Below are 21,870 nucleotides of genomic sequence, written 5' to 3'. Positions count from 1 at the left end.
TTATTCCAGTATAGAAATTAATAGCCATGAATGCCGAACGACACAAAACCTTTATAAATCTTAAAAATATAGTCTCCATTTCTAGAGGCGATTCAGGTAGAATGTTGAAATATTTAAAACAGTTTCAAGAATTAATTCCAGAACGATTAGAACAACTAAAAGATGCATTAGCAGAAAATGACCGAAGACAAATACGACAAATTCTACATAAAATGAGTCCGCAATTACAGTTTTTTGGCATTCAAGATGTTGTTAACCCCATTCAACGTTTAGAAATGGAATATGAATCGATGCCGTTATTCGAATTAAACGTCTTAGTTAATGATTTAATTTATAAATTAGAAGGAGCTATTTCTGAAGTAACTAAAACTATACAAACACAATTTGAATAATTTAAAATCTACATCCAATACTATAACATGTGTTATTGTCGACGACGATCCATTTATACAAGAGTTATTAAAGGACAAACTTAACCAATATTTCCCAGAAATTAATATTGTTGGTTTAGGTAATGATGGAAAAGAAGGTATTGAAAAAATTATAGTTTTAAAACCTGATTTGGTGTTTCTTGATGTAGAAATGACAGACATGACTGGATTTGAAATGCTGTCACGACTGGCATCCATAAATTTTAAAACCATTTTTATTACCTCTTATAAACACTATGCAATTAAAGCCATTAGGTTTAATGCTTTAGATTATTTGTTAAAACCTTTTGATTTAGAGGAATTAAAAAATGCTATAAAAAGGTTTAAAAACAATTATAATGCCATTGGTTCTAGTTATAAAGTTGACATTGCATTAAACAACATTAAAACCAAAAACATATCAGACCAAGTATTATCTTTAAAAACGCAACAAGGCGATTTACATTTAGTATTAAAAGATATTATTTCAATTGAAGGTGATAGAAATTACAGCAACATTTATCTAACTGGAAACAGAAAAGAACTGGTTTCTAAAACCTTAAGTGATTTAGAAGATTTATTATCGAACAAAGGTTTTTTTAGATGCCATAAGTCTCATTTAATAAGTAAAAATCATATTGTAGAGTTAACTAATAGTTTTAACATTTTACTTTCTAATGGGATGAAAATTCCTATTTCAAGACGTAAAAAAGAAGCTTTTCAAGGCTGGTTAATTAAAAGCAATCATTAATGAAATCTACCTGCATAATAATAAGTTTAATGATTCACTTGTCTTGTTATTCACAACCCACAAGCCAAAACCATATAATAGACAGTTTACAATCTGCATTAGTAACTGTCAAGAAAAGTGGAGATAAAAGTTCTGAAATTTCAATAATGTATCAAATATTTTTAGCTAATCTTAACCAAGTTGATTACAACCAAGCATACATAAATAGTATTGTATTAGAAGAACAACTATTAGCTAATAAAACCAATGATTCAGCTATAAAAATTGCCCCTCATTTTTACAAGAGAATGGGTTGGTTATTTAGTGCATTAGTACAATATGAAAAAAGCATAAACTATCTTAATAAGGCCATTGAAAAAGCAAATGATCAAAATTTAAATGATTTAGTTTTTGAATCAAAAAGCTCCATTGCATTCTATTCACATCTATTAGGCAAAGAAAAAGAAGCCCATGATATTGCAGATTCATTAATGAAAGTAGCAAAAACAAAAGATATTGATTTATTAATTTCTAGAGCCCATTACCTTTATTATTTACTAAATAATGAAGATAACAACTACAAAGAAGCACTAAAACATATAAAATTAAGTAAACCAGGTCCTACAGTTAGTGAAAAAGCGTTTAGGAGTATTAATATTGGTACTGCCTATTTTACAGTTAAACAATATGATAGCGCTTTAGCATACACACAAAAAGGTCTAAAAATTGCAGAATTAAATAATATAAAACAAACACAGTCAAACGCACATGTTCAATTAAAAGAAATTTATTTGGCACTTAAAGATTATGAGAATGCCATGAAACACACTTTGAAGTTTGAAGAAATTTCAATAAAATCTGGTTCTTTTAAATCAGGTATGGAACTGGTAAAAATTAACAATGAAATACTTGAAGATAAAATAAAATTGCAAGAACAACTTACTTCCGAAAGGATCACTAATCAACGAATTGTAATTTGGATTAATGTATTTGCCTTATTTATCTTGTTTTCAGGCATTCTGTATATTTTTAATCGTTTAAAGTTTATTAGAAAACAAAATGTAATCATACAACAAGAAAAAGCTAGAGCTGAACAATCTGAAAAGCACAAAGAACAATTTTTGGCTAATATGAGTCATGAAATTAGAACTCCCATGCACGCCATTTCAGGGATGACTAATACGCTATTAAGAAACAGGCATTACAGTAATCAAAGTCCCTATCTGGAGGCTATGAAAACTAGTTCTGATAATTTATTGGTTTTGTTGAATGATATTTTGGATTTATCAAAGATAGATTCTGGTAAACTAGAAATTAAGCAGGAGATTTTTAATCCTATACAGGTTGTAAAAGACATTGTACAAATGCTCAAATATAAAGCGGAAGAAAAAGAGTTAATACTCAAAACTAATATTGAAGAAAATTTTCCAGAACAGATAATTGGAGATGCTCAACGATTAACACAAATTCTAATCAATTTGGTTGGTAACGCCATAAAATTCACACATTCAGGAAACATTACAATTAAATTATGTCAAGTAGATAATGCCATTCAATTTGAGATATCCGATACAGGAATGGGTGTAGAACCAGATAAAATAAATACTATTTTTAAAAATTTTGAACAAGGTGAACGGTCACGATCACAAATTTATGGTGGCACAGGTTTAGGGTTAAGCATTTCTAAAAAATTAATTGAATTACAGAATGGTAAAATATGGGCAGAAAGTGTAGTTGACAAAGGAAGTACATTCTATTTTCAATTACCAATGCAAACAGAATTATCAAAAAAAATAATCAATAAGAATTATCAGCAAACCAATTTAGAGCACATCAAAGAAACTATAAAAGATTTAAACATTCTTATTGTTGATGATGACGAATTTAATATTATGGTCGTAAAAGACGATTTGAATTACTATTTAAAAAATGTAACATTACAAGTAGCTACTAACGGTCAAGAAGCCATAGATTTATTCAAGCAACATTCTTTTGATATTATTTTAATGGATATGCACATGCCAATTATGAATGGGATTGATGCAACAGAAATAATTAGAGAACTTGAAAACAATGAAAAAAGAATACCTATTTTGGCAATGACAGCTAACATTATTAAATCTGAAATTGACAAATGTTTAGCTGCTGGCATGGATGACTATATTCCAAAGCCTTATAAACCCGAAGACTTAATTATCTCAATATATAATATTCTAAATAAATGAGATCCATTACTCTAAAGGCTCAATTCAAATTCTATTACTCAATAGGAAAATTAAAATAAGTATCAGGAAATGGTTCATTTCTCAATGTAAAATGCCACCATTCTTTTGGGTAATTTCTAAAACCATATTTTAACATCACTTTCTGTAAAAGCTGTCTATTTGCTTTTTGTTCTTTAGAAATTTCATGATAATCTACCCAAGAAATTTCACCAAAAAAATCGTAAGGGCTTCCCATATCCAAAGCTTCATGAGAATCTGCATTAATAATTGTTAAGTCTAAAGTACTTCCTCGACTATGTCCAGATTGAGAAGCAATATATCCTTCCCGAAACAAATGTTTCTTTTTAACATCAGGATAAAATTGTTGCTTGTTTATGGTATCTTTTAAATTTCTTGCCCAAGTCATAAAATGATTTACAGCTTGTTGTGGTCTGTAACCATCATATACTTTTAAACATAAATTTTGTTTAAGCAATTCTTCCTGAACCATTTTTAAAGCTTCAGCTGTTTGTTTTGTAATAATTAATTTATTAGATAAATATCCTGTTATAGTATCACCTATAAAATTATTTATTGAATAATAACGCAATTCAACTTCTAAATCTGGAATGATGGAATTTGCATAAACAAAACCTTCGGGCAACTTATTTTTTTCCTGTTTAAAAGAAACAAGAATAAAAAAAAGAGAAACTATTATGGCAATTTTTATTTTCATAGAGTTATGGCTAATTTAGAAAAAAAATACCTGATGAATTTGTTTCCTTCAGAAAAAACCAAATTTAATTTGCCTCAAGCAGAACTTATTTATATATCTCAATTTTATAGCCAAACTGAAGCTAATATAATTTTTGAAAGTTTATTAAAAGACATTTTATGGCAACAAGATAATATTACTCTTTTTGGAAAAGCACATAAACAACCAAGGTTAACTGCGTTATACGCTGAAAGTAATACACCTTATACCTATTCTGGAATTACTATGAATCCTCAACCTTTTAACAAATTGCTACTAAAAATTAAAGAGCAAGTAGAGGTAGCAACAAAACACAAGTTTAATTCTGTTCTTTTAAATTTATATAGAGATGGTAATGATAGCAACGGATGGCATGCAGACAATGAAAAGGAATTGGGTGTTAATCCAGTAATTACCTCTGTAAGTTTTGGAGCTAGACGAAGTTTTAAATATAAACATCGAACACTTAAATCCGAAAATCATAAATTGGAATTAGAACATGGAAGTTTATTAATAATGAAAGGAGAAATGCAACACTATTGGTTACACCAAATACCAAAAACTAAAAACGAAGTAGGAAAACGAATTAATTTAACTTTTCGGTTTATAACAAAAAAAACCGAGGTCCCTCAACCTCGGTTTAATTTAATTTGCATCTTTATTATGTAGTCAGATTTAGGGTCTCTAGTATCAACAACATAATGCAAATATTAATTAATTAATCCATTGAACTAAAAAGTAATATTTTAGTACACTTCAAATGTAAAATTAATTTTGAATTTCAACGTTTAAAAGCTATTATTTTCGATGAAATACGCTTTTTTTTAACATTTGAAGGTGAAATATCACAAATAATCGATGAAATACACTACTTGATTAACTAAAAATCTTGTAAAATAAATCTTATTAAAAGATAATTTTAAAGTAATTTTACGTTATAGTGGCATCTAAATTCCTAAGTATTACACTATTTAAAATTAAATTCTATGAAACTAAATGTTCTAATTGTTTTATTAATATGCCATTTCTCTAAAATTACTTCACAGGAAAATGTATTTAAAGCAGAAGAACTTTCTATAAATCAGTTTGTAGATGGTACATTACTCATTCCAAATAATATAGAAAATCCACCATTAATAATTTTAATTGGCGATTCTGGCCCAATAGATAGAAATGGAAATCAGAACTTTCAAAAAAATAATAACTTAAAAAAACTAGCAGAAGGGTTAGTAAATAATGGTTTAGCTACATACAGATATGATAAACGTATAGTAAAACAAATTAGAAAAGGGAAAGTAGATAAAAACATCATGTTTACAGATTTTGTAACTGATGCTACTTCTATAGTTAATTACTTTAATGAAAAAAATACATTTAATAACATATATATACTAGGTCATGGACAAGGAAGTCTAGTAGGAATGCTTGCATCTAAAGAACATGTAACAGGTTTTATTTCTATTGGTGGTTCTGGAAAATCTATTGACGAAGTTATTCTTGAACAAATTGAACAAACAGTTCCTGGACTATTAGCAGAATCTAAAGTGGCTTTTCAAACTTTAAAAGAAGGAAGAACCACAACAAACTATCCTCCTGCTCTTGAATCTATATTCAGTTTAGAAAACCAAAACTTTATAAGAAGTTGGATGCAATACAATCCTCAAACTAGAATTGCTGAACTAAACATACCTTCTTTAATTATAAATGGAACAAAAGACTTACAAGTTCCTGTCGAAGAAGCTAATTTATTAAAAGAAGCATCGCAAAATGGAAGTCTCTTGATTATTGAAAATATGAATCATGTTTTATTTCCTATTCTTGGAGATGATTTAGAAAATTCAAAATCTTATAACGAATCTTTTAGACAATTAAGTCCAGAGCTTATTCCTGCAATTGTAGATTTCTTAAAATAGCATTTCATTTTAGTTATAAAAAAGAAAAGCACCTCGTTCGAGATGCTTTTCCTAACTAACCAACCAAAAATATGAATTACTACCTTTTTAAAAAGTAACCACACTCTATAAAAAGTCTTGTGTAGCAAATTTTTGTATTATATATAGTCCAATCTTCGTGCCAAACTTAATTTTGCAGTTAAATAAATTATACATATCTTTATGATATCATTATAATATCATATTAAAATACTATAATTTAAATTTAAACACATGAAAGAAGAAAAAATTATTGTCCCAGCAAACGGTTATTTAATGCTATTTGTTTTTTTAGTATTATTTTTTGGAGGCATTGCATCCGTTATTGCTAGTAAAAACCCTTGGTTTGTAGTTTCCATAGTATCTGCATTATTTATAGCATTAGGGTTTATTATGGTTCAACCTAATAATTCTAGGGTTTTATTATTATTTGGAAAGTATGTTGGTAGTATTAAAAGAAATGGTTTTTATTGGACTAATCCATTTTATACAAAAAAGAAAATATCACTTCGCGCAAGTAACTTCGATAGCGAACGATTGAAAGTGAACGACAAACTAGGTAATCCAGTAATGATAAGTACCATACTTGTATGGAGAGTTCAAAATACATATAAAGCAGCTTTCGATGTTGATAATTATGAAAACTTTGTACGTGTACAAACAGATGCTGCAGTAAGAAAACTGGCAAGTATGTATCCTTACGATAATTTTGCAGATGAAGGCCTTGCCGAAGATATCACACTTCGATCTAGTGTAAACGAAGTAAGTGAAGCTTTAGAAAAAGAAATAGACGAACGCTTATCGATTGCTGGAATAGAAGTTCTTGAAGCTAGAATTGGCTATTTAGCTTATGCCCAAGAAATTGCAAATGCCATGTTGAAACGTCAGCAAGCAACTGCTATTGTTGCAGCAAGACATAAGATTGTTGAAGGCGCAGTTAGTATGGTAGAAATGGCTTTACACGAATTAGGCAAAAAGCAAATAGTAGATTTAGATGAAGAACGCAAAGCAGCTATGGTAAGTAACCTAATGGTTATTTTATGTGGTGATAAAGATGCTTCACCAGTGTTAAACACAGGAACTTTAAACCATTAAGATGACTAAAAACCAAACTTACAGCATTGCTATTGGAGTTGCGCTAGGTTCAAGTATTGGAACTACTGTTGGAGCAGTAATAGGTAATGTAGCTATGGGAATAGTTTATGGTTCAATGATTGGAACTTTTATTGGTATCATACTTGCCATTACTTATTTTAAAAATGAAAACAATAAACCATAAAAACTTATGAAAGAATATAAAGTAATATCATGGAAAATGAGTTTTACCAATAATAACGAACGTTTAGAAGAAACTCTTAACCAGCATGCCGTTTCTGGATGGAGATTAGTTCATATTTCAGAGCATTCTACAAGAATTGTTTTAGAACGTGATAAAAACAGATAAATGAAATCTATATTATACGTAATATTATTAATAAGCTTAAACTTTGGGTTTTCTCAAGTACAAATTGCTTCAGAAAATTTCCTATTAATGAATGAGAGTATCAAACTTCCTGGTACTTTAACTTATAACAAAGAATTAAAAAGTCAGCCATTAGTTATCTTTATTCATGGTTCAGGAAATGTTGATAGAAATGGAAATCAAGCTGGAGTTAATATTAAAGCGAACTATATAAAACAATTAGCTGATAGTTTAAATGTTAAGGGAATTGCTTTCTATAGATATGATAAGCGTAGTTCTACAGAAGAAAATTTAAAATTCATGATGGACGATTTAGATTTTTATCGTTTTGTTGACGATGCAAAACTTGCTATAAATAAATTTAAAGATGACAAACGATTTACCAGCATTATTTTAATTGGACATAGCCAAGGCTCTTTAGTAGCTATGCTAGCTTCAATTGAAAATGTAGATAAATATATTTCTCTGGCTGGAATTAGTGAAGATATGGGAGAATTTATCATTAATAGCTACAAACAAGTAAGTGATGAGATGTCAAACATAGCAAAAGAACAAATTAACGAACTTAAAGAAACTGGAACCATTGAAACAGTTAATCCAGCCTTAGCGCATCTGTTTAGTAAAGCTAATCAACCATTTTTTATATCGTGGATGGCTTATAATCCTTCAGAAGAAATTAAAAAATTACAAATTCCAGTACTTATTCTTAACGGTACAAAAGATCTTCAAGTAAAAGTTGAAGAAGCAAATCTGTTACATGAAGCTAAATCAGATTCAGAATTAATGATTATAGAAAATATGAATCATGTTTTAAAAACTATTGAAAAAGATGAAGACAATATAAAATCATATTATACTCCTGAATTTCCATTATCTGAAGAATTAATTAATACGATTGAAGTTTTTATAAAAAAATAATATGTCAAAAAAGAAAGCCTTTGCATTAAGAATCAATGAAGACATGCTTAAAGCTATTGAAAAATGGGCTTCAGACGAGTTTAGGAGTACCAATGGACAAATAGAATGGATGCTTATGCAATACCTTAAAGAACATAATAGAGACCCAAAAAAAACAGATAAAAAGTGACTATAAAAAAGTTACTTTTTTTATAGTCATTATTTTGGTATTTTGCAGCTTCAAAATTTAAAACATGCAACAAGCACCTATTTTTACAGACGATACTATTGTATTTGGACTCCTAATGCTTACATTAGGGTTTATTTTTTATACCGAATCTATAAAAACAGGTTTTTGGCCTAAATTTTATAGAATTGTGCCAGGTTTGTTTATGGCTTATATGCTTCCTGCTGTTTTAACAACCTTAGGGCTTATAGCTCCAGAATGGCAAACAGTTTCAGAGTCTGGAGAAATTGTAGAACATAGTACAAGTTTATATTATGTATCAAGTCGTTATTTATTACCTGCAGCATTAGTTTTAATGACTTTAAGTATAGACTTAAAAGCTGTTTTCAACTTAGGGTGGAAAGCATTAGTCATGTTTTTAACAGGAACTCTTGGAATTGTAATTGGTGGACCTATTGCCATTTTATTAATTTCCATGATCTCTCCAGATACAGTTGGAGGAGTTGGACCAGATGCTGTATGGAGAGGACTTTCTACATTAGCTGGTAGTTGGATTGGTGGTGGAGCCAATCAAACAGCTATGCTTGAGATTTTTGAATATAATCAATCCGAATATGGTAAAATGGTTTTTGTAGATATAGTAGTTGCTAATATTTGGATGGCTATTATACTTATAGGAATTGGTCGATCCAAAGTTATAGACAAATGGCTAGGAGCAGATAATTCAGCAATTGAAGCATTAAAAGAAAAAGTAACAACATTTGCAAAAAGTGTGAAGCGAAATCCTTCTTTAACAGATATTATGATTATTGTTGCTATTGCTTTTGGGACAGTTAGTTTTTCTCATATTTGTGCAAATTTTTTAGCACCATATTTTAGTAGTATCGTTAAAAGTATTGAGTCTCCTACCCTAAGAAACACATTTACATTTTTAGACTCACAATTCTTTTGGATGATAAGTATAGCAACTCTTGTAGCTATTCTATTATCATTTACAAAAGCAAAAAATTATGAAGGTGCAGGAGCTAGTAAATTTGGAAGCGTATTTATTTATATTCTAGTAGCTTCTATAGGAATGAAAATAGATTTAATGTCAATTTTCGATAATCCAGGGTTAATAGCAGTTGGATTAATTTGGATAAGTATTCATGCCATTTTACTAATATTTGTAGCAAAAATAATTAAAGCACCTTATTTCTTTTTAGCAGTTGGAAGCCAAGCAAACGTTGGTGGAGCAGCTTCTGCTCCTATAGTAGCTTCAGCGTTTCATCCTTCTTTAGCAACAGTTGGTGTACTACTAGCTGTCTTTGGATACGCTATAGGAACCATTGCTGCCATTGGTTGTACAATTTTAATGAAAATAGCAGCTGGAGGTTAGTATTTAAAATATTTTTATGTGATATTTGCGCTCCAAAAATTAAAATATCTATGAAAAAATTAACCGTTTTATTTGCGCTTATATTGATTGTTTCTTGTGGTAAAGATCCAGATTTAATAGTAAAAGGTCAGGTTAAAGGATTAAAAAAAGGAACTATCTATCTTGAAAAAGAAAAAGATTCATCCATAATTATTGTTGATTCCATATTTCTAAATGGTTCTTCAGAATTTGAATTAAAAAGTCAATTAGAGTCTCCTGAAGCATTCTATTTACGTTTAGACAAAAAAAACAGTCATGAGACTAATACTAGAATTGTGTTTTTTGCAGATAAAGGTATTACTGAAATTAATACTACATTAAAAAACTTTGTTTCTGATGCAAAAATAACTGGCTCTGAACAACAAAAAATTTATGAAGAATACTTAAAAGTTATTGCTAGGTATGACGATAAAAATTTAGACTTAATTAAAGAAAGTTTTGAAGCCAAAAAAACTAAAGATTCATTAAGAATTAGCACTAATAATGATGCACTAAACAGTTTAGTAAAAAGTAAATATTTATATACAGTTAATTTTGCAGTAACAAATAACAATAGCGAAGTAGCTCCTTATTTAGCACTAACAGAAATTTATGATGCTCAAACTAAATGGCTTGATACTATCAATCAATCTTTAACTCCTAAGGTTAAAGAATCTAAATATGGTAAATCTTTAGAAGGCTATATAAAAATTAGAAAATCTGAAAATTAAAACTAAAAAAGCCTCTCAAATTGAGAGGCTTTTTTTGAGCCGATGGAGGGACTCACTTCGACTAAGCTCAGGATAAACTTCTCTTCCCTCCTTTTTTTAATTAATACAAATCTATAAAACGCAAAAAGTCCAGTATTTCTACTGAACTTATTTTGAGCCGATGGAGGGACTCGAACCCACGACCTGCTGATTACAAATCAGCTGCTCTAGCCAGCTGAGCTACATCGGCAAAACAGGATGCAAATATAATCTTGAAAATAATATTTGCAAATATTTTTTTCTGTTTTTATCCTAGTTTATTAATTTTTTCAATTAATGCTCTTCCTTTAGTTTCTAATTCGTTGTTAATGGCCTTAAAATGTGCTTTTTTGTTTTCAACATTTTTATCATTAACTTTTGTAATTAACTCATCAAAAGTTGATATGGCTTCATCTATTATTGCTTCACTTTTTTTAGTGTCTTTTTCTGTGTTTGAATATTCCCAAACATATACTGCTTCAATAATGTCTCCTAAAACATAATTGATATCCTTTTTTAAATCTCTTTTATTTGCCATTTTATTATTTTATTTAAATGCAAAATTAAACATAAACTTCTAATAGTGTTGCATTTTTAGAAGTAATTTCAAATTCTAAAATATTTGCTGGAATTAAAATTGTTTCACCTTTTTTAATATGTTCTTTAGAGTTAGAAGTTGAAATATTAGCTCCACCTTCAACACATAAGTAAATAATAAAAGAATCGTATGTATTATTTATTTTAATTGATTGATTGATTTTTAAATAATTAGTTGTAAAATATGGACTACAAACCATTTTATTCGGTTTGTTTTCCTCTTTTTTATATTCTACTTTAAAATCATTCTTTAAGCTAAAGTTTATAGCTTCTAGCGCTAATTCTGTGTGAAGTTCTCTTTGTTCTCCTAAATCATCCCTTCTATCCCAATCGTAAATTCGATATGTAACATCACTTGTTTGCTGAATTTCTGCCAGCATTACTCCAGAACCTATCGAATGCACTTTACCTTCTTTTATAAGAAAAGTATCACCAGATTTAACACGCTCATAATTCAATATTTCAGTTAAAGTCTTATTGTGAAGATGATTTAAGTACTTTTCAGGTGTCATTTCTTGATTAAATCCAATAATTAAATTTGAATTAGGATTTGTTTGCATTACATACCACATTTCTGTTTTTCCAAAAGAGTTATGTCTTCTAGAAGCTATTTCATCATTAGGATGCAGTTGAATGGATAAATCTGCTTTTGCATCTATAAACTTGATTAGTAATGGAAAAGTATGACCAAACTTTTTATAGTTTTTTGTGCCAATTAACTCTGCTTTATAGATTTCTAAAAGTTGTTTTAATGATAACCCTATTAATTTACCATTAGCTACAATTGAAGTATTGCCTTCCACATCGCTAATTTCCCAACTTTCTCCAATATTTGGAGATTGACTATTTTTATTTAGTAGTGTATTTAATTTTTGTCCTCCCCAAATTTTTTCTTTTAAAATTGGTTTAAACTTTAATGGATATAATGAATTTGTCATACTTAATTACCTGAATAACTTACATAATTACGAGGTGTTTCGAATAGTGTTACCTCAAGTTTTAAATCTGATTTTAATTTAGGTTTTAATTTATTATAAATAACTACCACAATATTTTCGGCAGTTGGATTTAAGTTTTTAAAAATTGCAACATCTTCATTTAAATTTTTATGATCAAATGCATCTTCAACTTCCTCCTTAATAATATCTTTCAATATTTTCATGTCAATTACATAACCCGTTTCCTTATCAATTTTGCCAGTAACACTTACAATCAATTCATAATTATGTCCATGATAATTAGGGTTATTACACTTTCCAAAAACCGCTTCATTTTTTTCATTGCTCCAATCTTTTCTATATAATCTGTGTGCAGCATTAAAATGTGCCTTTCTACTTACAGTTACTTCCATTTTCAGTAATATTTATATGTTCGTAGAATTTATCAAAAATTATTTTAAACCACTCTGTATAAATTTCAGGATGTAATTTTATATCATTATTTATAGCATCTAAAGACATCCATTTCCAGTCTAACACTTCGTCATGATTTATATTTGGAGCATTGTTATACTTTCCTTTTAAAATATGATCGTATTCGTGTTCTGTCAAACCGTTATCAAAAGGTGCTTTATAAATAAAAGAAATTGATTCTGTTAATTCAGTTTCAAATCCCATCTCTTCATTCAATCGACGTTTTCCTGCTTCAATATTTGATTCTCCATTTCGTTGATGACTACAACATGTATTAGTCCATAATTTTGGAGAATGATATTTATCTGCAGCCCTTTGTTGCATCATTAATTCATTTTTGTCATTAAAAATAAATACAGAAAAAGCACGATGTAATAAGGCTTTTTCATGAGCTTCTAATTTGGGCATTAAGCCAATTTGCTCATTATTTTCATTAACTAAAATTACCAGTTCTTCAATCATTGTGTAAAAATACCAATCAAAATATTAAAAATACGTCAAACTTTTCATAAAATTAAAAAGCTAACAAAACAATCATTCAAATTGTGTTTAATAATAGTATCTTTGCAACCCATTTGCAAGAATATTATGAGTTTTATAAAGGAAATTAACAGACGAAGAACCTTTGGTATTATTTCGCATCCTGATGCTGGAAAAACAACTTTAACAGAAAAATTACTACTTTTTGGAGGAGCTATTCAAGAAGCTGGAGCTGTAAAAAGTAATAAAATTAAAAAAGGAGCAACTAGTGATTTTATGGAAATTGAGCGTCAGCGTGGAATTTCGGTAGCAACTTCTGTACTTGCTTTTGAATATGATGGTGTGAAAATTAATATTTTAGATACACCTGGACATAAAGATTTTGCTGAAGACACCTTTAGGACTTTAACTGCTGTAGATAGTGTTATTGTTGTTATTGACGTTGCAAAAGGTGTTGAAGAGCAAACCGAAAAACTAGTTGAGGTTTGTAGAATGCGAAATATTCCAATGATTGTTTTTATCAATAAAATGGATCGTGAAGGAAAAGATGCTTTTGATTTGTTGGATGAAATTGAACAAAAACTTGGGTTGCATGTAGTGCCTTTAAGTTTTCCAATTGGAATGGGTTACGACTTTAAAGGAATTTATAACCTTTGGGAAAACAACATCAACCTATTTAGTGGAGATAGTAGAAAAAACATTGAAGAAACCATTGAAATTTCCGATTTACAATCTCCAGAATTAAACAAATTAGTTGGCGATAAGGCTTCAAATACATTACGTGAAGAAATAGAATTGGTTGAAGGAATTTATCCAACTTTTGATAAAGATGAATATTTAAGTGGACAACAACAGCCAGTCTTTTTTGGATCTGCTTTAAATAATTTTGGTGTTAGAGAACTGCTAGATTGCTTTGTAGATATTGCTCCAGAACCAAGACCAAAACAAAGTGAAGAAAGATTAGTTAAACCTGATGAAGATAAATTTACTGGTTTTGTATTTAAAATTCATGCCAATATGGATCCTAATCACAGAGACCGTTTGGCTTTTATAAAAATTGTATCAGGAAAATTTAAACGTAACACTCCTTATTTACATGTTAGACATGGAAAGAACCTAAAATTTTCTAGTCCGAATGCTTTTTTTGCTGAAAAGAAAGAAATTGTAGATGTATCATACCCTGGAGATATTGTAGGTTTACACGATACTGGAAATTTTAAAATTGGAGATACATTAACAGAAGGAGAAATTATAAATTATAAAGGTGTTCCAAGTTTTTCTCCTGAACATTTTAGATATATTAACAATGCAGATCCATTAAAATCCAAACAGCTATACAAAGGTATCGACCAATTAATGGACGAAGGTGTTGCACAATTATTTACCTTAGAATTAAACGGAAGAAAAGTTATTGGAACCGTTGGAGCTTTACAATATGAAGTTATTCAATATAGACTTGAGCATGAATATGGTGCAAAATGTACCTACGAAAATCTAAATGTACATAAAGCTTGTTGGGTTGAAACCAAAGATCCTAAAAGTGAAGAATACAAAGAATTTTTAAGAGTGAAACAACGTTTTTTAGCTAAAGACAAACAAAATCAATTGGTGTTCTTAGCAGATTCACCTTTTTCACTACAGATGACTCAACAAAAATATCCTAACATTAAATTCCATTTTACTTCAGAGTTTCAATAAAAACACTATGTATTTCATCGAATAAAAATCAATTTTATTGTTTTTTATCGAATTTTTAATACATTTAATCGAATTTTAATTTGTTCAAATTATCATTTTTTTACATTTAATTTAGATTATAACCCCAAATAATGATCTACTTATGGAAACAAATAACCCAAATGTTTTCAGTAATAACGAGATTACTGTAACCTACAAACCTCATGTTTGTATTCATGCTGAACGTTGTGCAAGAGAACTTTCAAATGTCTTTAGAGACTCTGTTATTCCTTGGATAGACTTAGATGGAGCTTCAACCAAAAAAATTATTAATCAAATTAAAAAATGCCCTTCTGGAGCATTAGATTATTGTTTAAATAAAAAAGAAGCTTGTTAAAATTAAATTTTAACCTAGTTTTAGTTTCATGTTTTAGCTTTAAATTGTAATTTCACTTTTTAAATAAAACATGAAACTAAAACTACTTTACTTATTTTTTTTCTTAAACTTCTCGACTGTAATATATTGTCAAGAAACTATTGGTTTATTACATCACGACATCAGTTCTTATGATGGATATACTTTATTTTCACCTGAAAAAAACAACACTGTTTACTTAATAAATAATTGTGGAAATGTAATCAATACTTGGACATTTTCTGAAAACCCAGGGTTAACATGCTATTTATTAGAGAATGGAAATCTATTAAGAGCAGGACAACAAAGTCTTGAAATTAGAGATTGGAATAGTAATTTAATTTGGCAATACAATTTAGATAACCTTGAATTAAATCAACATCATGATATAGAACCTTTACCAAATGGAAATATATTATGCCTAGTCAAGGAAATAATTACTGAAGCTGATCAAATTCTATTAGGAAAAGATCCTACTTTACTAAATGGAAATTTTAGATCTGAAAAAATCATTGAGTTCCAACCTATCGGAATTGATCAAATAAACATTGTTTGGGAATGGCGATTTGTAGATCATTTAATTCAAGATTTCGATTCTAATGCACCAAATTTTGGTGATGTTGCTAGTCATCCTGAACTCGTAGACTTTAACTATGAAGACTATAATATGAATCATTCAGATTGGTTACATATGAATAGTATAGATTATAATGCAGATTTAGATCATATTATATTGTCTGCAAAAAGTATGGGAGAAATTTATATTATAGACCATAGCACAACAACTACTGAAGCTGCTGGTCATACAGGTGGAAATTCTGGCAAAGGAGGCGATTTTCTTTGGCGTTGGGGAAATCCTGAAGTATATAGACAAGGTACACCATCAGACAGAAAACTTTTTGAACAACATGATGCCAAATGGGTTACCAATGGGTATTTAAATGAAGGTAAGATTTCCGTTTTTAATAACGATCAAGGTGGTACTCAAACTCATAGTTCTATTCATTTATTAACACCTGAATTAAATTCTAATAATGAATATCAAATAACTAATAACACCTTTCTACCTTCTGATTATTTTTGGTCTTGGAGTGGAGATATTTTAGGTGAAACTGTTCTAGAACTAAAAAAATCTGGAGTACAATCACTTCCAAATGGAAACATGATATTATGTGAAACCTCATTAGGAAGGTTAACAGAAATTGATGTAAATGGGAATATTGTATGGATTTATAGAAATCCTTCAGGAACTGTTGTTTTCAATCAGTTTGCAACAAATTTAGAGATTGTTAGTAATAATAGTCTATTTAGAGGTGAAAAATACCCAAAAAATCATCCTGCATTTGATGGTAAAGATTTAACTCCTGGTTCTATAATTGAGGATGTTAATGACAATTCTACTACTTGTTTTGAAAATTTATCTATTAATAGTCATACTATTTCTAACAAGATTAGAATTAAAAATCCTGTTTTAAATAATATATTACAATTTAACTCTGTTCTTAATAATGCTTCAGTTTCAATTTATAACATATCTGGACAACAAATTTTTAATTCATCTAATTTAAATGGCAACCAGATAGAAGTATCTAATCTTAAAACTGGTTTGTATTTTGTGAAAATAGAAAATGATAATGCATTTAATCAAGATATTTTCAAAATAATAGTTCAATAAATAGGTGTTAAATAAACAAAAAAACCATAGAAAATAATCTTTGGTTTTTTTGTTTATAAAGCTTCACCAGTTGGTCCAAACTTAAATAAAATTCGTGGTTTTTAAATCTCGCAATAAAATATTTTAAGCTTCTCCTGTTGGCCCAAAATTAAGAGGAATTGGAGGTTGCTCATAATCTTTAATTTCGCCATGAGCATTTTCAAATTTATGAACATTATCACCTAATGCTTTAAATAATCTTTTAGCATGTTGTGGAGTTAATATAATTCTTGATTTAACTTTGCTTTTAGGCGTTCCAGGCATGATACTTACAAAATCTATCACGAATTCTGAAACAGAATGGTTTATGATTGCTAAATTAGAATATGTTCCTTCAGCAACTTTCTCATCTAACTCTATATTAATTTGTCCGGGTTTTTTTTTGTTTTTTTCGTCTGACATTATTTTAAAATTTTTAAACAAAGAATCCTGCTTGTGCAGGATTCTTTTAATTATTTATATTGAATGAAACAGTCAAAATTAGTTATAATTAACTTCTTGTTTTGCTTGCATCATTTCATCGAATTCTTCTTTAGAACCAACTATAATATTCTCATAAGTTCTCATACCAGTTCCAGCTGGAATTCTATGACCTACAATAACATTTTCTTTTAGTCCTTCTAAATCATCAACTTTACCATTTACAGCTGCTTCGTTAAGAACTTTAGTTGTTTCTTGGAACGATGCTGCAGAAATAAACGATTTAGTTTGTAATGAAGCTCTAGTAATACCTTGTAAAATTGGAGTTGCTGTAGCTGGTTGTGCATCTCTTGCAACAACAAGTTTCTTATCTTCTCTACGAAGAATCGAATTCTCATCTCGTAATTCACGAGGTGTAACTATCTGTCCTGCTTTAAAAGTTGCAGATTCTCCTGCATCTTCAATTACTTTCATTCCAAATACTTCATCGTTTTCTTCAATAAAGTCAGATTTATGAACTAATTGATCTTCTAAGAACGTTGTATCGCCAGAATCAATAATTCTAACTTTACGCATCATTTGTCTTACAACAACTTCAAAGTGTTTATCATTAATTTTCACACCTTGTAAACGGTATACTTCTTGTACTTCATTTACTAAGTATTGTTGTACTGCAGAAGGCCCTTTAATATCTAAAATATCATTTGGAGTTATAGAGCCATCAGATAATGGCATACCTGCTTTAATAAAATCATTTTCTTGAACTAGAATTTGATTTGATAATTTAACTAGGTATTTCTTAATTTCTCCTAACTTAGATTCTACAATAATCTCTCTATTTCCTCTTTTAATCTTACCGAATGAAATAACACCATCAATAGCACTAACTACAGCTGGATTGGAAGGGTTACGAGCTTCAAATAACTCGGTTACACGAGGTAAACCTCCTGTAATATCTCCAGACTTAGCTGACTTACGTGGAATTTTAACTAAAACTTTTCCAACTTTAATTTTATCTCCATCGTCAATCATTAAGTGAGCTCCAACTGGTAAGTTGTAAGAACGTATTGTTTCTCCTTTAGAATCTTCAATATGAAGGGTTGGAATTAACTTTTTATTTCTAGATTCAGAAATTACTTTTTCTTGGAAACCAGTTTGCTCATCTATTTCAACTTGATAAGTAATACCTTGTTCAATATTTTCGTAACTAACTTTTCCAGCAAATTCTGAAATAATAACACCATTATATGGATCCCAAGAACATACAACGTCTCCTTTTTTAAGAGTATCTCCATTTTTAACAAAAACAGTAGAACCATAAGGAATATTATTAGTACTTAGCGTAATTCCTGTTTTCTTATCTATAAGTTTAAGTTCAGAAGTTCGAGAAATTACAATGTTAATTGGATTTCCTTCACCATCTTCTCCTTTAACTGTTTTAAGATCATCTATCTCAGCAATACCATCAAACTTAACAGCTAATTTATTTTCTTCTGAAATGTTTCCTGCAATACCACCTACGTGGAATGTACGTAATGTTAACTGTGTACCTGGTTCACCAATAGATTGTGCTGCCACAACTCCTACTGCTTCGCCACGTTGAACCATTTTATTTGTTGCTAAGTTACGTCCGTAACATTTAGCACAAATTCCTTGTTTTGCTTCACAAGTTAATGGAGAACGAACTTCAACAGCTTCTAAAGGTGAATTCTCTATTGCTTTAGCAACATTTTCATCAATTAATTCTCCTGAAGCAACAAATAAATCATCACTTAAAGGATCATAAACATCATTTAAAGAAATTCTACCAACTATTCTATCTTGTAAAGATTCTACTACTTCATCATTTTTCTTTAATGGAGTTACTTCAACACCTCTTAAAGTTCCACAATCTTCGCTATTAACAATAACATCTTGAGAAACATCTACTAAACGACGAGTTAAGTAACCAGCATCTGCCGTTTTAAGAGCTGTATCGGCAAGACCTTTACGAGCACCATGCGTTGAGATAAAGTATTCTAAAATGGATAGACCTTCTTTAAAGTTTGAAAGAATTGGATTTTCAATAATTTCTCCTCCACCTGCATTAGATTTTTTAGGTTTCGCCATTAATCCACGCATACCTGTAAGCTGACGAATCTGCTCTTTAGATCCACGAGCTCCAGAATCAAGCATCATATACACAGAGTTGAATCCTTGTTGGTCTTCACGAATACGTTTCATTGATAACTCAGTTAACTCAGCATTGGTTGAAGTCCAGATATCAATAACTTGGTTATAACGTTCGTTATTAGTAATAAGACCCATGTTATAATTACCCATAATACCATCAACTAAGCCATTAGCTTTGTCAATCATACTTTGTTTTTCTGGTGGAATAATAATATCTCCTAAACTGAATGATAAACCTCCTTTAAAAGCGAAGTTATATCCTAAACTTTTTATTTCATCAAGAAACTCAGCCGTTTCTGGAACAGATGTTACTTTTAAAATATCTCCAATAATATTTCTTAATGATTTTTTAGTAAGTACTTCATTTATATATCCAGCAGCATGAGGAACGTTTTGATTAAATAAAACACGTCCAACAGTTGTAGGTATTATTTGTAGTGTTAATTCTCCTGCTTCATTAAAATCATAAGTTCTAACTTTAATTGAAGCATTTAATTCAACTCTTTTTTCATTATAAGCTATAACAACCTCTTCTGGTGAATAGAAAGTTAATCCTTCACCTGTTATTTTTACATCTTTAGTAGATTTACGTTCCTTAGTCATATAATATAAGCCAAGTACCATATCTTGAGAAGGTACAGCTACTGGAGAACCATTTGCTGGATTTAAAATATTATGAGACGCTAACATTAATAATTGCGACTCTAAAATAGCTTCTGGTCCTAAAGGTAAATGTACAGCCATTTGGTCACCATCAAAATCAGCATTAAAGGCAGTTGTTACAAGTGGATGTAACTGAATTGCTTTTCCTTCAATTAATTTAGGTTGAAAAGCTTGAATACCTAGTCTGTGCAATGTAGGAGCACGATTTAAAAGAACTGGATGCCCTTTTAAAACATTCTCTAAAATATCCCAAACAACAGGTTCTCTTCTATCTATAATTTTCTTAGCAGATTTTACTGTTTTTACAATACCTCTTTCAATTAATTTTCTAATTACGAAAGGTTTGTATAGTTCAGCAGCCATATTTTTTGGCAATCCACATTCGAATAATTTTAATTCTGGCCCAACAACAATTACCGAACGAGCTGAATAATCAACACGTTTACCAAGTAAGTTTTGACGGAAACGTCCTTGCTTCCCTTTTAATGAATCTGATAAAGATTTTAAAGGTCTGTTAGAATCTGTTTTTACAGCAGAAGACTTACGAGTGTTATCGAATAACGAATCTACAGACTCTTGTAACATACGTTTTTCATTACGTAAAATTACTTCTGGTGCTTTAATTTCAACTAATCTTTTAAGACGGTTATTACGGATAATAACACGACGATAAAGATCGTTTAAATCTGACGTTGCAAAACGTCCTCCATCTAGTGGTACTAATGGACGTAATTCTGGTGGAATAATTGGAATAACTTTCATAATCATCCATTCAGGACGATTTTCTCTATTCTCATTAGACTCACGTAAAGATTCTACAACTTGTAAGCGTTTTAGAGCTTCAGTTTTACGTTGTTTAGACGTTTCTGTGTTTGCTTTATGACGTAATTCAAAAGACAAAGCATCTAAATCAATTCTAGCTAATAAATCAATTAAACATTCAGCTCCCATTTTAGCTATAAACTTATTAGGGTCAGAATCTTCTAAATATAGATTTTCTTTAGGAAGTGTTTCTAGAATATTTAAATATTCTTCTTCAGTTAAGAAATCCATTTTTTGAACTGGTTCACCTTCTGCATTATTTGCAATACCTGGCTGAATTACTACATAACGTTCGTAGTAAATAATCATATCTAATTTCTTAGAAGGTAATCCTAAAAGGTAACCAATTTTGTTTGGTAACGAACGGAAATACCAAATATGAGCTACAGGAACAACTAAATTAATGTGTCCTACTCTATCTCTACGTACTTTCTTTTCTGTTACTTCTACTCCACAACGGTCGCAAATAATACCTTTGTAACGAATTCTTTTATATTTACCACAAGCACATTCGTAATCCTTTACAGGACCAAAAATACGCTCACAGAATAAACCATCACGTTCTGGTTTATGAGTTCGATAATTGATAGTTTCTGGCTTTAAAACTTCACCTCTAGATTCTGCTAAAATAGATTCTGGTGATGCTAAACCAATGGAGATTTTATTAAATCTCTGTACTGTATTCTTATCTTGTTTTCTTGCCATTTTCTTTTAGTATTTAGTCTCAGTCTCAGCATTCAGTTTTGTGATATTATTAACTGAATACTATGACTGTATA

The 21,870-nt window shown here is 29.7% G+C and carries 22 protein-coding genes and 1 tRNA gene; 15 read left to right on the top strand and 8 right to left on the bottom strand.

Annotated elements, in window-relative coordinates; translation table 11 throughout:
* The first annotated feature begins 26 nt into the window (after positions 1 to 26).
* Genes FVF61_RS08350 through FVF61_RS08340 form a run of 3 tightly spaced genes read left to right on the top strand, consistent with a single transcriptional unit; the run spans position 27 to position 3,365 of the window.
* Positions 27 to 392, top strand: coding sequence for an Hpt domain-containing protein (locus tag FVF61_RS08350; RefSeq protein ID WP_148455244.1), 366 nt, complete (start codon positions 27 to 29; stop codon positions 390 to 392).
* Positions 385 to 1,161, top strand: a complete 777-nt coding sequence (locus tag FVF61_RS08345) for a LytR/AlgR family response regulator transcription factor (protein ID WP_148455242.1) — start codon at positions 385 to 387, stop codon at positions 1,159 to 1,161. The genes FVF61_RS08350 and FVF61_RS08345 overlap by 8 nt, the downstream gene beginning before the upstream one ends.
* Positions 1,161 to 3,365, top strand: coding sequence for a tetratricopeptide repeat-containing hybrid sensor histidine kinase/response regulator (locus tag FVF61_RS08340; protein WP_148455240.1), 2,205 nt, complete (start codon positions 1,161 to 1,163; stop codon positions 3,363 to 3,365). The genes FVF61_RS08345 and FVF61_RS08340 overlap by 1 nt, the downstream gene beginning before the upstream one ends.
* Positions 3,366 to 3,399: 34 nt before the next feature.
* Here FVF61_RS08340 and FVF61_RS08335 read toward each other — a convergent pair whose 3' ends face one another.
* Positions 3,400 to 4,080 carry a M15 family metallopeptidase gene (locus FVF61_RS08335; protein ID WP_148455238.1) on the bottom strand — a complete coding sequence of 227 codons (681 nt, stop codon included), beginning with the start codon at positions 4,078 to 4,080 and terminating at the stop codon, positions 3,400 to 3,402.
* 6 nt (positions 4,081 to 4,086) lie between these two features.
* On the opposite strand from FVF61_RS08335, the gene FVF61_RS08330 reads away from it, so the two are divergent.
* From FVF61_RS08330 to FVF61_RS08290, 9 genes are all read left to right on the top strand, one after another.
* The gene (locus FVF61_RS08330) at positions 4,087 to 4,767 is read left to right on the top strand and encodes an alpha-ketoglutarate-dependent dioxygenase AlkB family protein (RefSeq protein WP_233586739.1); all 681 of its coding nucleotides are present in this window, start codon (positions 4,087 to 4,089) and stop codon (positions 4,765 to 4,767) included.
* Between the two features lie 317 nt (positions 4,768 to 5,084).
* The gene (locus FVF61_RS08325; RefSeq protein ID WP_148455236.1) at positions 5,085 to 6,011 is read left to right on the top strand and encodes an alpha/beta hydrolase; all 927 of its coding nucleotides are present in this window, start codon (positions 5,085 to 5,087) and stop codon (positions 6,009 to 6,011) included.
* A 252-nt stretch (positions 6,012 to 6,263) separates the two neighbouring features.
* On the top strand, positions 6,264 to 7,124 hold the full coding sequence (locus FVF61_RS08320; RefSeq protein WP_148455234.1) for an SPFH domain-containing protein: 861 nt from the start codon (positions 6,264 to 6,266) through the stop codon (positions 7,122 to 7,124).
* 1 nt (position 7,125) lies between these two features.
* On the top strand, positions 7,126 to 7,308 hold the full coding sequence (locus FVF61_RS08315; protein WP_148455232.1) for a hypothetical protein: 183 nt from the start codon (positions 7,126 to 7,128) through the stop codon (positions 7,306 to 7,308).
* A gap of 6 nt (positions 7,309 to 7,314) precedes the next feature.
* Positions 7,315 to 7,473 (top strand): DUF4177 domain-containing protein, encoded by a 159-nt coding sequence (locus FVF61_RS08310; RefSeq protein ID WP_148455230.1) that lies wholly within the window; start codon positions 7,315 to 7,317, stop codon positions 7,471 to 7,473.
* Complete coding sequence (locus FVF61_RS08305; RefSeq protein ID WP_148455228.1) at positions 7,474 to 8,409, top strand: alpha/beta hydrolase family protein; 936 nt, start codon at positions 7,474 to 7,476, stop codon at positions 8,407 to 8,409. It begins immediately after the preceding gene.
* 1 nt (position 8,410) lies between these two features.
* Positions 8,411 to 8,578 carry an Arc family DNA binding domain-containing protein gene (locus FVF61_RS08300; protein WP_148455226.1) on the top strand — a complete coding sequence of 56 codons (168 nt, stop codon included), beginning with the start codon at positions 8,411 to 8,413 and terminating at the stop codon, positions 8,576 to 8,578.
* A 64-nt stretch (positions 8,579 to 8,642) separates the two neighbouring features.
* Entirely contained in the window at positions 8,643 to 9,953 is a 1,311-nt protein-coding gene (locus FVF61_RS08295) for a DUF819 family protein (RefSeq protein WP_148455224.1), read from the top strand.
* Positions 9,954 to 10,003: 50 nt separating this feature from the next.
* Positions 10,004 to 10,702 (top strand): DUF4369 domain-containing protein, encoded by a 699-nt coding sequence (locus FVF61_RS08290; RefSeq protein WP_148455222.1) that lies wholly within the window; start codon positions 10,004 to 10,006, stop codon positions 10,700 to 10,702.
* Between the two features lie 155 nt (positions 10,703 to 10,857).
* Here FVF61_RS08290 and FVF61_RS08285 read toward each other — a convergent pair.
* The 5 genes from FVF61_RS08285 to idi all read right to left on the bottom strand — a co-directional run bounded on the left by FVF61_RS08285 (position 10,858) and on the right by idi (position 13,191).
* Positions 10,858 to 10,931: transfer RNA gene (locus FVF61_RS08285), tRNA-Thr, on the bottom strand.
* Positions 10,932 to 10,988: 57 nt separating this feature from the next.
* A complete protein-coding gene (locus FVF61_RS08280) occupies positions 10,989 to 11,258 on the bottom strand; it encodes a hypothetical protein (protein WP_148455220.1) in 270 nt (89 codons plus the stop codon).
* 25 nt (positions 11,259 to 11,283) lie between these two features.
* Positions 11,284 to 12,255: a type I phosphomannose isomerase catalytic subunit gene (locus FVF61_RS08275; RefSeq protein ID WP_148455218.1), complete on the bottom strand. Its 972-nt coding sequence runs from the start codon at positions 12,253 to 12,255 to the stop codon at positions 11,284 to 11,286.
* A gap of 2 nt (positions 12,256 to 12,257) precedes the next feature.
* On the bottom strand, positions 12,258 to 12,668 hold the full coding sequence (locus FVF61_RS08270; RefSeq protein ID WP_148455216.1) for a 6-pyruvoyl trahydropterin synthase family protein: 411 nt from the start codon (positions 12,666 to 12,668) through the stop codon (positions 12,258 to 12,260).
* Positions 12,649 to 13,191, bottom strand: coding sequence for an isopentenyl-diphosphate Delta-isomerase (gene idi / locus FVF61_RS08265; protein WP_148455214.1), 543 nt, complete (start codon positions 13,189 to 13,191; stop codon positions 12,649 to 12,651). Before idi ends, FVF61_RS08270 begins: the two co-directional genes overlap by 20 nt.
* Before the next feature lie 126 nt (positions 13,192 to 13,317).
* Here idi and FVF61_RS08260 point away from each other — a divergent pair, with 126 nt between their 5' ends.
* From FVF61_RS08260 to FVF61_RS08250, 3 genes are all read left to right on the top strand, one after another.
* A complete protein-coding gene (locus FVF61_RS08260; protein ID WP_148455213.1) occupies positions 13,318 to 14,907 on the top strand; it encodes a peptide chain release factor 3 in 1,590 nt (529 codons plus the stop codon).
* Positions 14,908 to 15,049: 142 nt separating this feature from the next.
* A complete protein-coding gene (locus tag FVF61_RS08255; RefSeq protein WP_148455211.1) occupies positions 15,050 to 15,283 on the top strand; it encodes a (4Fe-4S)-binding protein in 234 nt (77 codons plus the stop codon).
* Between the two features lie 70 nt (positions 15,284 to 15,353).
* Positions 15,354 to 16,976, top strand: coding sequence for an aryl-sulfate sulfotransferase (locus FVF61_RS08250; RefSeq protein ID WP_148455209.1), 1,623 nt, complete (start codon positions 15,354 to 15,356; stop codon positions 16,974 to 16,976).
* 123 nt (positions 16,977 to 17,099) lie between these two features.
* Here the strand turns inward: FVF61_RS08250 and FVF61_RS08245 are convergent, their stop codons facing one another.
* Both FVF61_RS08245 and rpoC read right to left on the bottom strand, forming a co-directional pair.
* Complete coding sequence (locus FVF61_RS08245; RefSeq protein ID WP_109682579.1) at positions 17,100 to 17,417, bottom strand: DUF3467 domain-containing protein; 318 nt, start codon at positions 17,415 to 17,417, stop codon at positions 17,100 to 17,102.
* Positions 17,418 to 17,495: 78 nt separating this feature from the next.
* Positions 17,496 to 21,797, bottom strand: coding sequence for a DNA-directed RNA polymerase subunit beta' (gene rpoC, locus FVF61_RS08240; RefSeq protein WP_148455207.1), 4,302 nt, complete (start codon positions 21,795 to 21,797; stop codon positions 17,496 to 17,498).
* Positions 21,798 to 21,870 lie beyond the last annotated feature (73 nt).

Origin of the sequence: Xanthomarina maritima, from assembly GCF_008084905.1 — a bacterium.
In the GTDB taxonomy this organism is placed as follows: Bacteria; Bacteroidota; Bacteroidia; order Flavobacteriales; family Flavobacteriaceae; genus Xanthomarina; species Xanthomarina maritima.
The sequence above is the reverse complement of the archived record's forward strand: the minus strand, read 5'-3'. Positions and strand labels throughout refer to the sequence as shown.

Excerpts from the sequence above, each read along its gene's own strand:
- FVF61_RS08350 (WP_148455244.1), top strand. The coding sequence starts at position 27 with ATGAATGCCGAACGACACAAAACCTTTATAAATCTTAAAAATATAGTC.
- FVF61_RS08340 (WP_148455240.1), top strand. The coding sequence starts at position 1,161 with ATGAAATCTACCTGCATAATAATAAGTTTAATGATTCACTTGTCTTGT.
- FVF61_RS08335 (WP_148455238.1), bottom strand. The coding sequence starts at position 4,080 with ATGAAAATAAAAATTGCCATAATAGTTTCTCTTTTTTTTATTCTTGTT.
- FVF61_RS08330 (WP_233586739.1), top strand. The coding sequence starts at position 4,087 with ATGGCTAATTTAGAAAAAAAATACCTGATGAATTTGTTTCCTTCAGAA.
- FVF61_RS08325 (WP_148455236.1), top strand. The coding sequence starts at position 5,085 with ATGAAACTAAATGTTCTAATTGTTTTATTAATATGCCATTTCTCTAAA.
- FVF61_RS08320 (WP_148455234.1), top strand. The coding sequence starts at position 6,264 with ATGAAAGAAGAAAAAATTATTGTCCCAGCAAACGGTTATTTAATGCTA.
- FVF61_RS08315 (WP_148455232.1), top strand. The coding sequence starts at position 7,126 with ATGACTAAAAACCAAACTTACAGCATTGCTATTGGAGTTGCGCTAGGT.
- FVF61_RS08310 (WP_148455230.1), top strand. The coding sequence starts at position 7,315 with ATGAAAGAATATAAAGTAATATCATGGAAAATGAGTTTTACCAATAAT.
- FVF61_RS08305 (WP_148455228.1), top strand. The coding sequence starts at position 7,474 with ATGAAATCTATATTATACGTAATATTATTAATAAGCTTAAACTTTGGG.
- FVF61_RS08300 (WP_148455226.1), top strand. The coding sequence starts at position 8,411 with ATGTCAAAAAAGAAAGCCTTTGCATTAAGAATCAATGAAGACATGCTT.
- FVF61_RS08295 (WP_148455224.1), top strand. The coding sequence starts at position 8,643 with ATGCAACAAGCACCTATTTTTACAGACGATACTATTGTATTTGGACTC.
- FVF61_RS08290 (WP_148455222.1), top strand. The coding sequence starts at position 10,004 with ATGAAAAAATTAACCGTTTTATTTGCGCTTATATTGATTGTTTCTTGT.
- FVF61_RS08280 (WP_148455220.1), bottom strand. The coding sequence starts at position 11,258 with ATGGCAAATAAAAGAGATTTAAAAAAGGATATCAATTATGTTTTAGGA.
- FVF61_RS08275 (WP_148455218.1), bottom strand. The coding sequence starts at position 12,255 with ATGACAAATTCATTATATCCATTAAAGTTTAAACCAATTTTAAAAGAA.
- FVF61_RS08270 (WP_148455216.1), bottom strand. The coding sequence starts at position 12,668 with ATGGAAGTAACTGTAAGTAGAAAGGCACATTTTAATGCTGCACACAGA.
- idi (WP_148455214.1), bottom strand. The coding sequence starts at position 13,191 with ATGATTGAAGAACTGGTAATTTTAGTTAATGAAAATAATGAGCAAATT.
- FVF61_RS08260 (WP_148455213.1), top strand. The coding sequence starts at position 13,318 with ATGAGTTTTATAAAGGAAATTAACAGACGAAGAACCTTTGGTATTATT.
- FVF61_RS08255 (WP_148455211.1), top strand. The coding sequence starts at position 15,050 with ATGGAAACAAATAACCCAAATGTTTTCAGTAATAACGAGATTACTGTA.
- FVF61_RS08250 (WP_148455209.1), top strand. The coding sequence starts at position 15,354 with ATGAAACTAAAACTACTTTACTTATTTTTTTTCTTAAACTTCTCGACT.
- FVF61_RS08245 (WP_109682579.1), bottom strand. The coding sequence starts at position 17,417 with ATGTCAGACGAAAAAAACAAAAAAAAACCCGGACAAATTAATATAGAG.
- rpoC (WP_148455207.1), bottom strand. The coding sequence starts at position 21,797 with ATGGCAAGAAAACAAGATAAGAATACAGTACAGAGATTTAATAAAATC.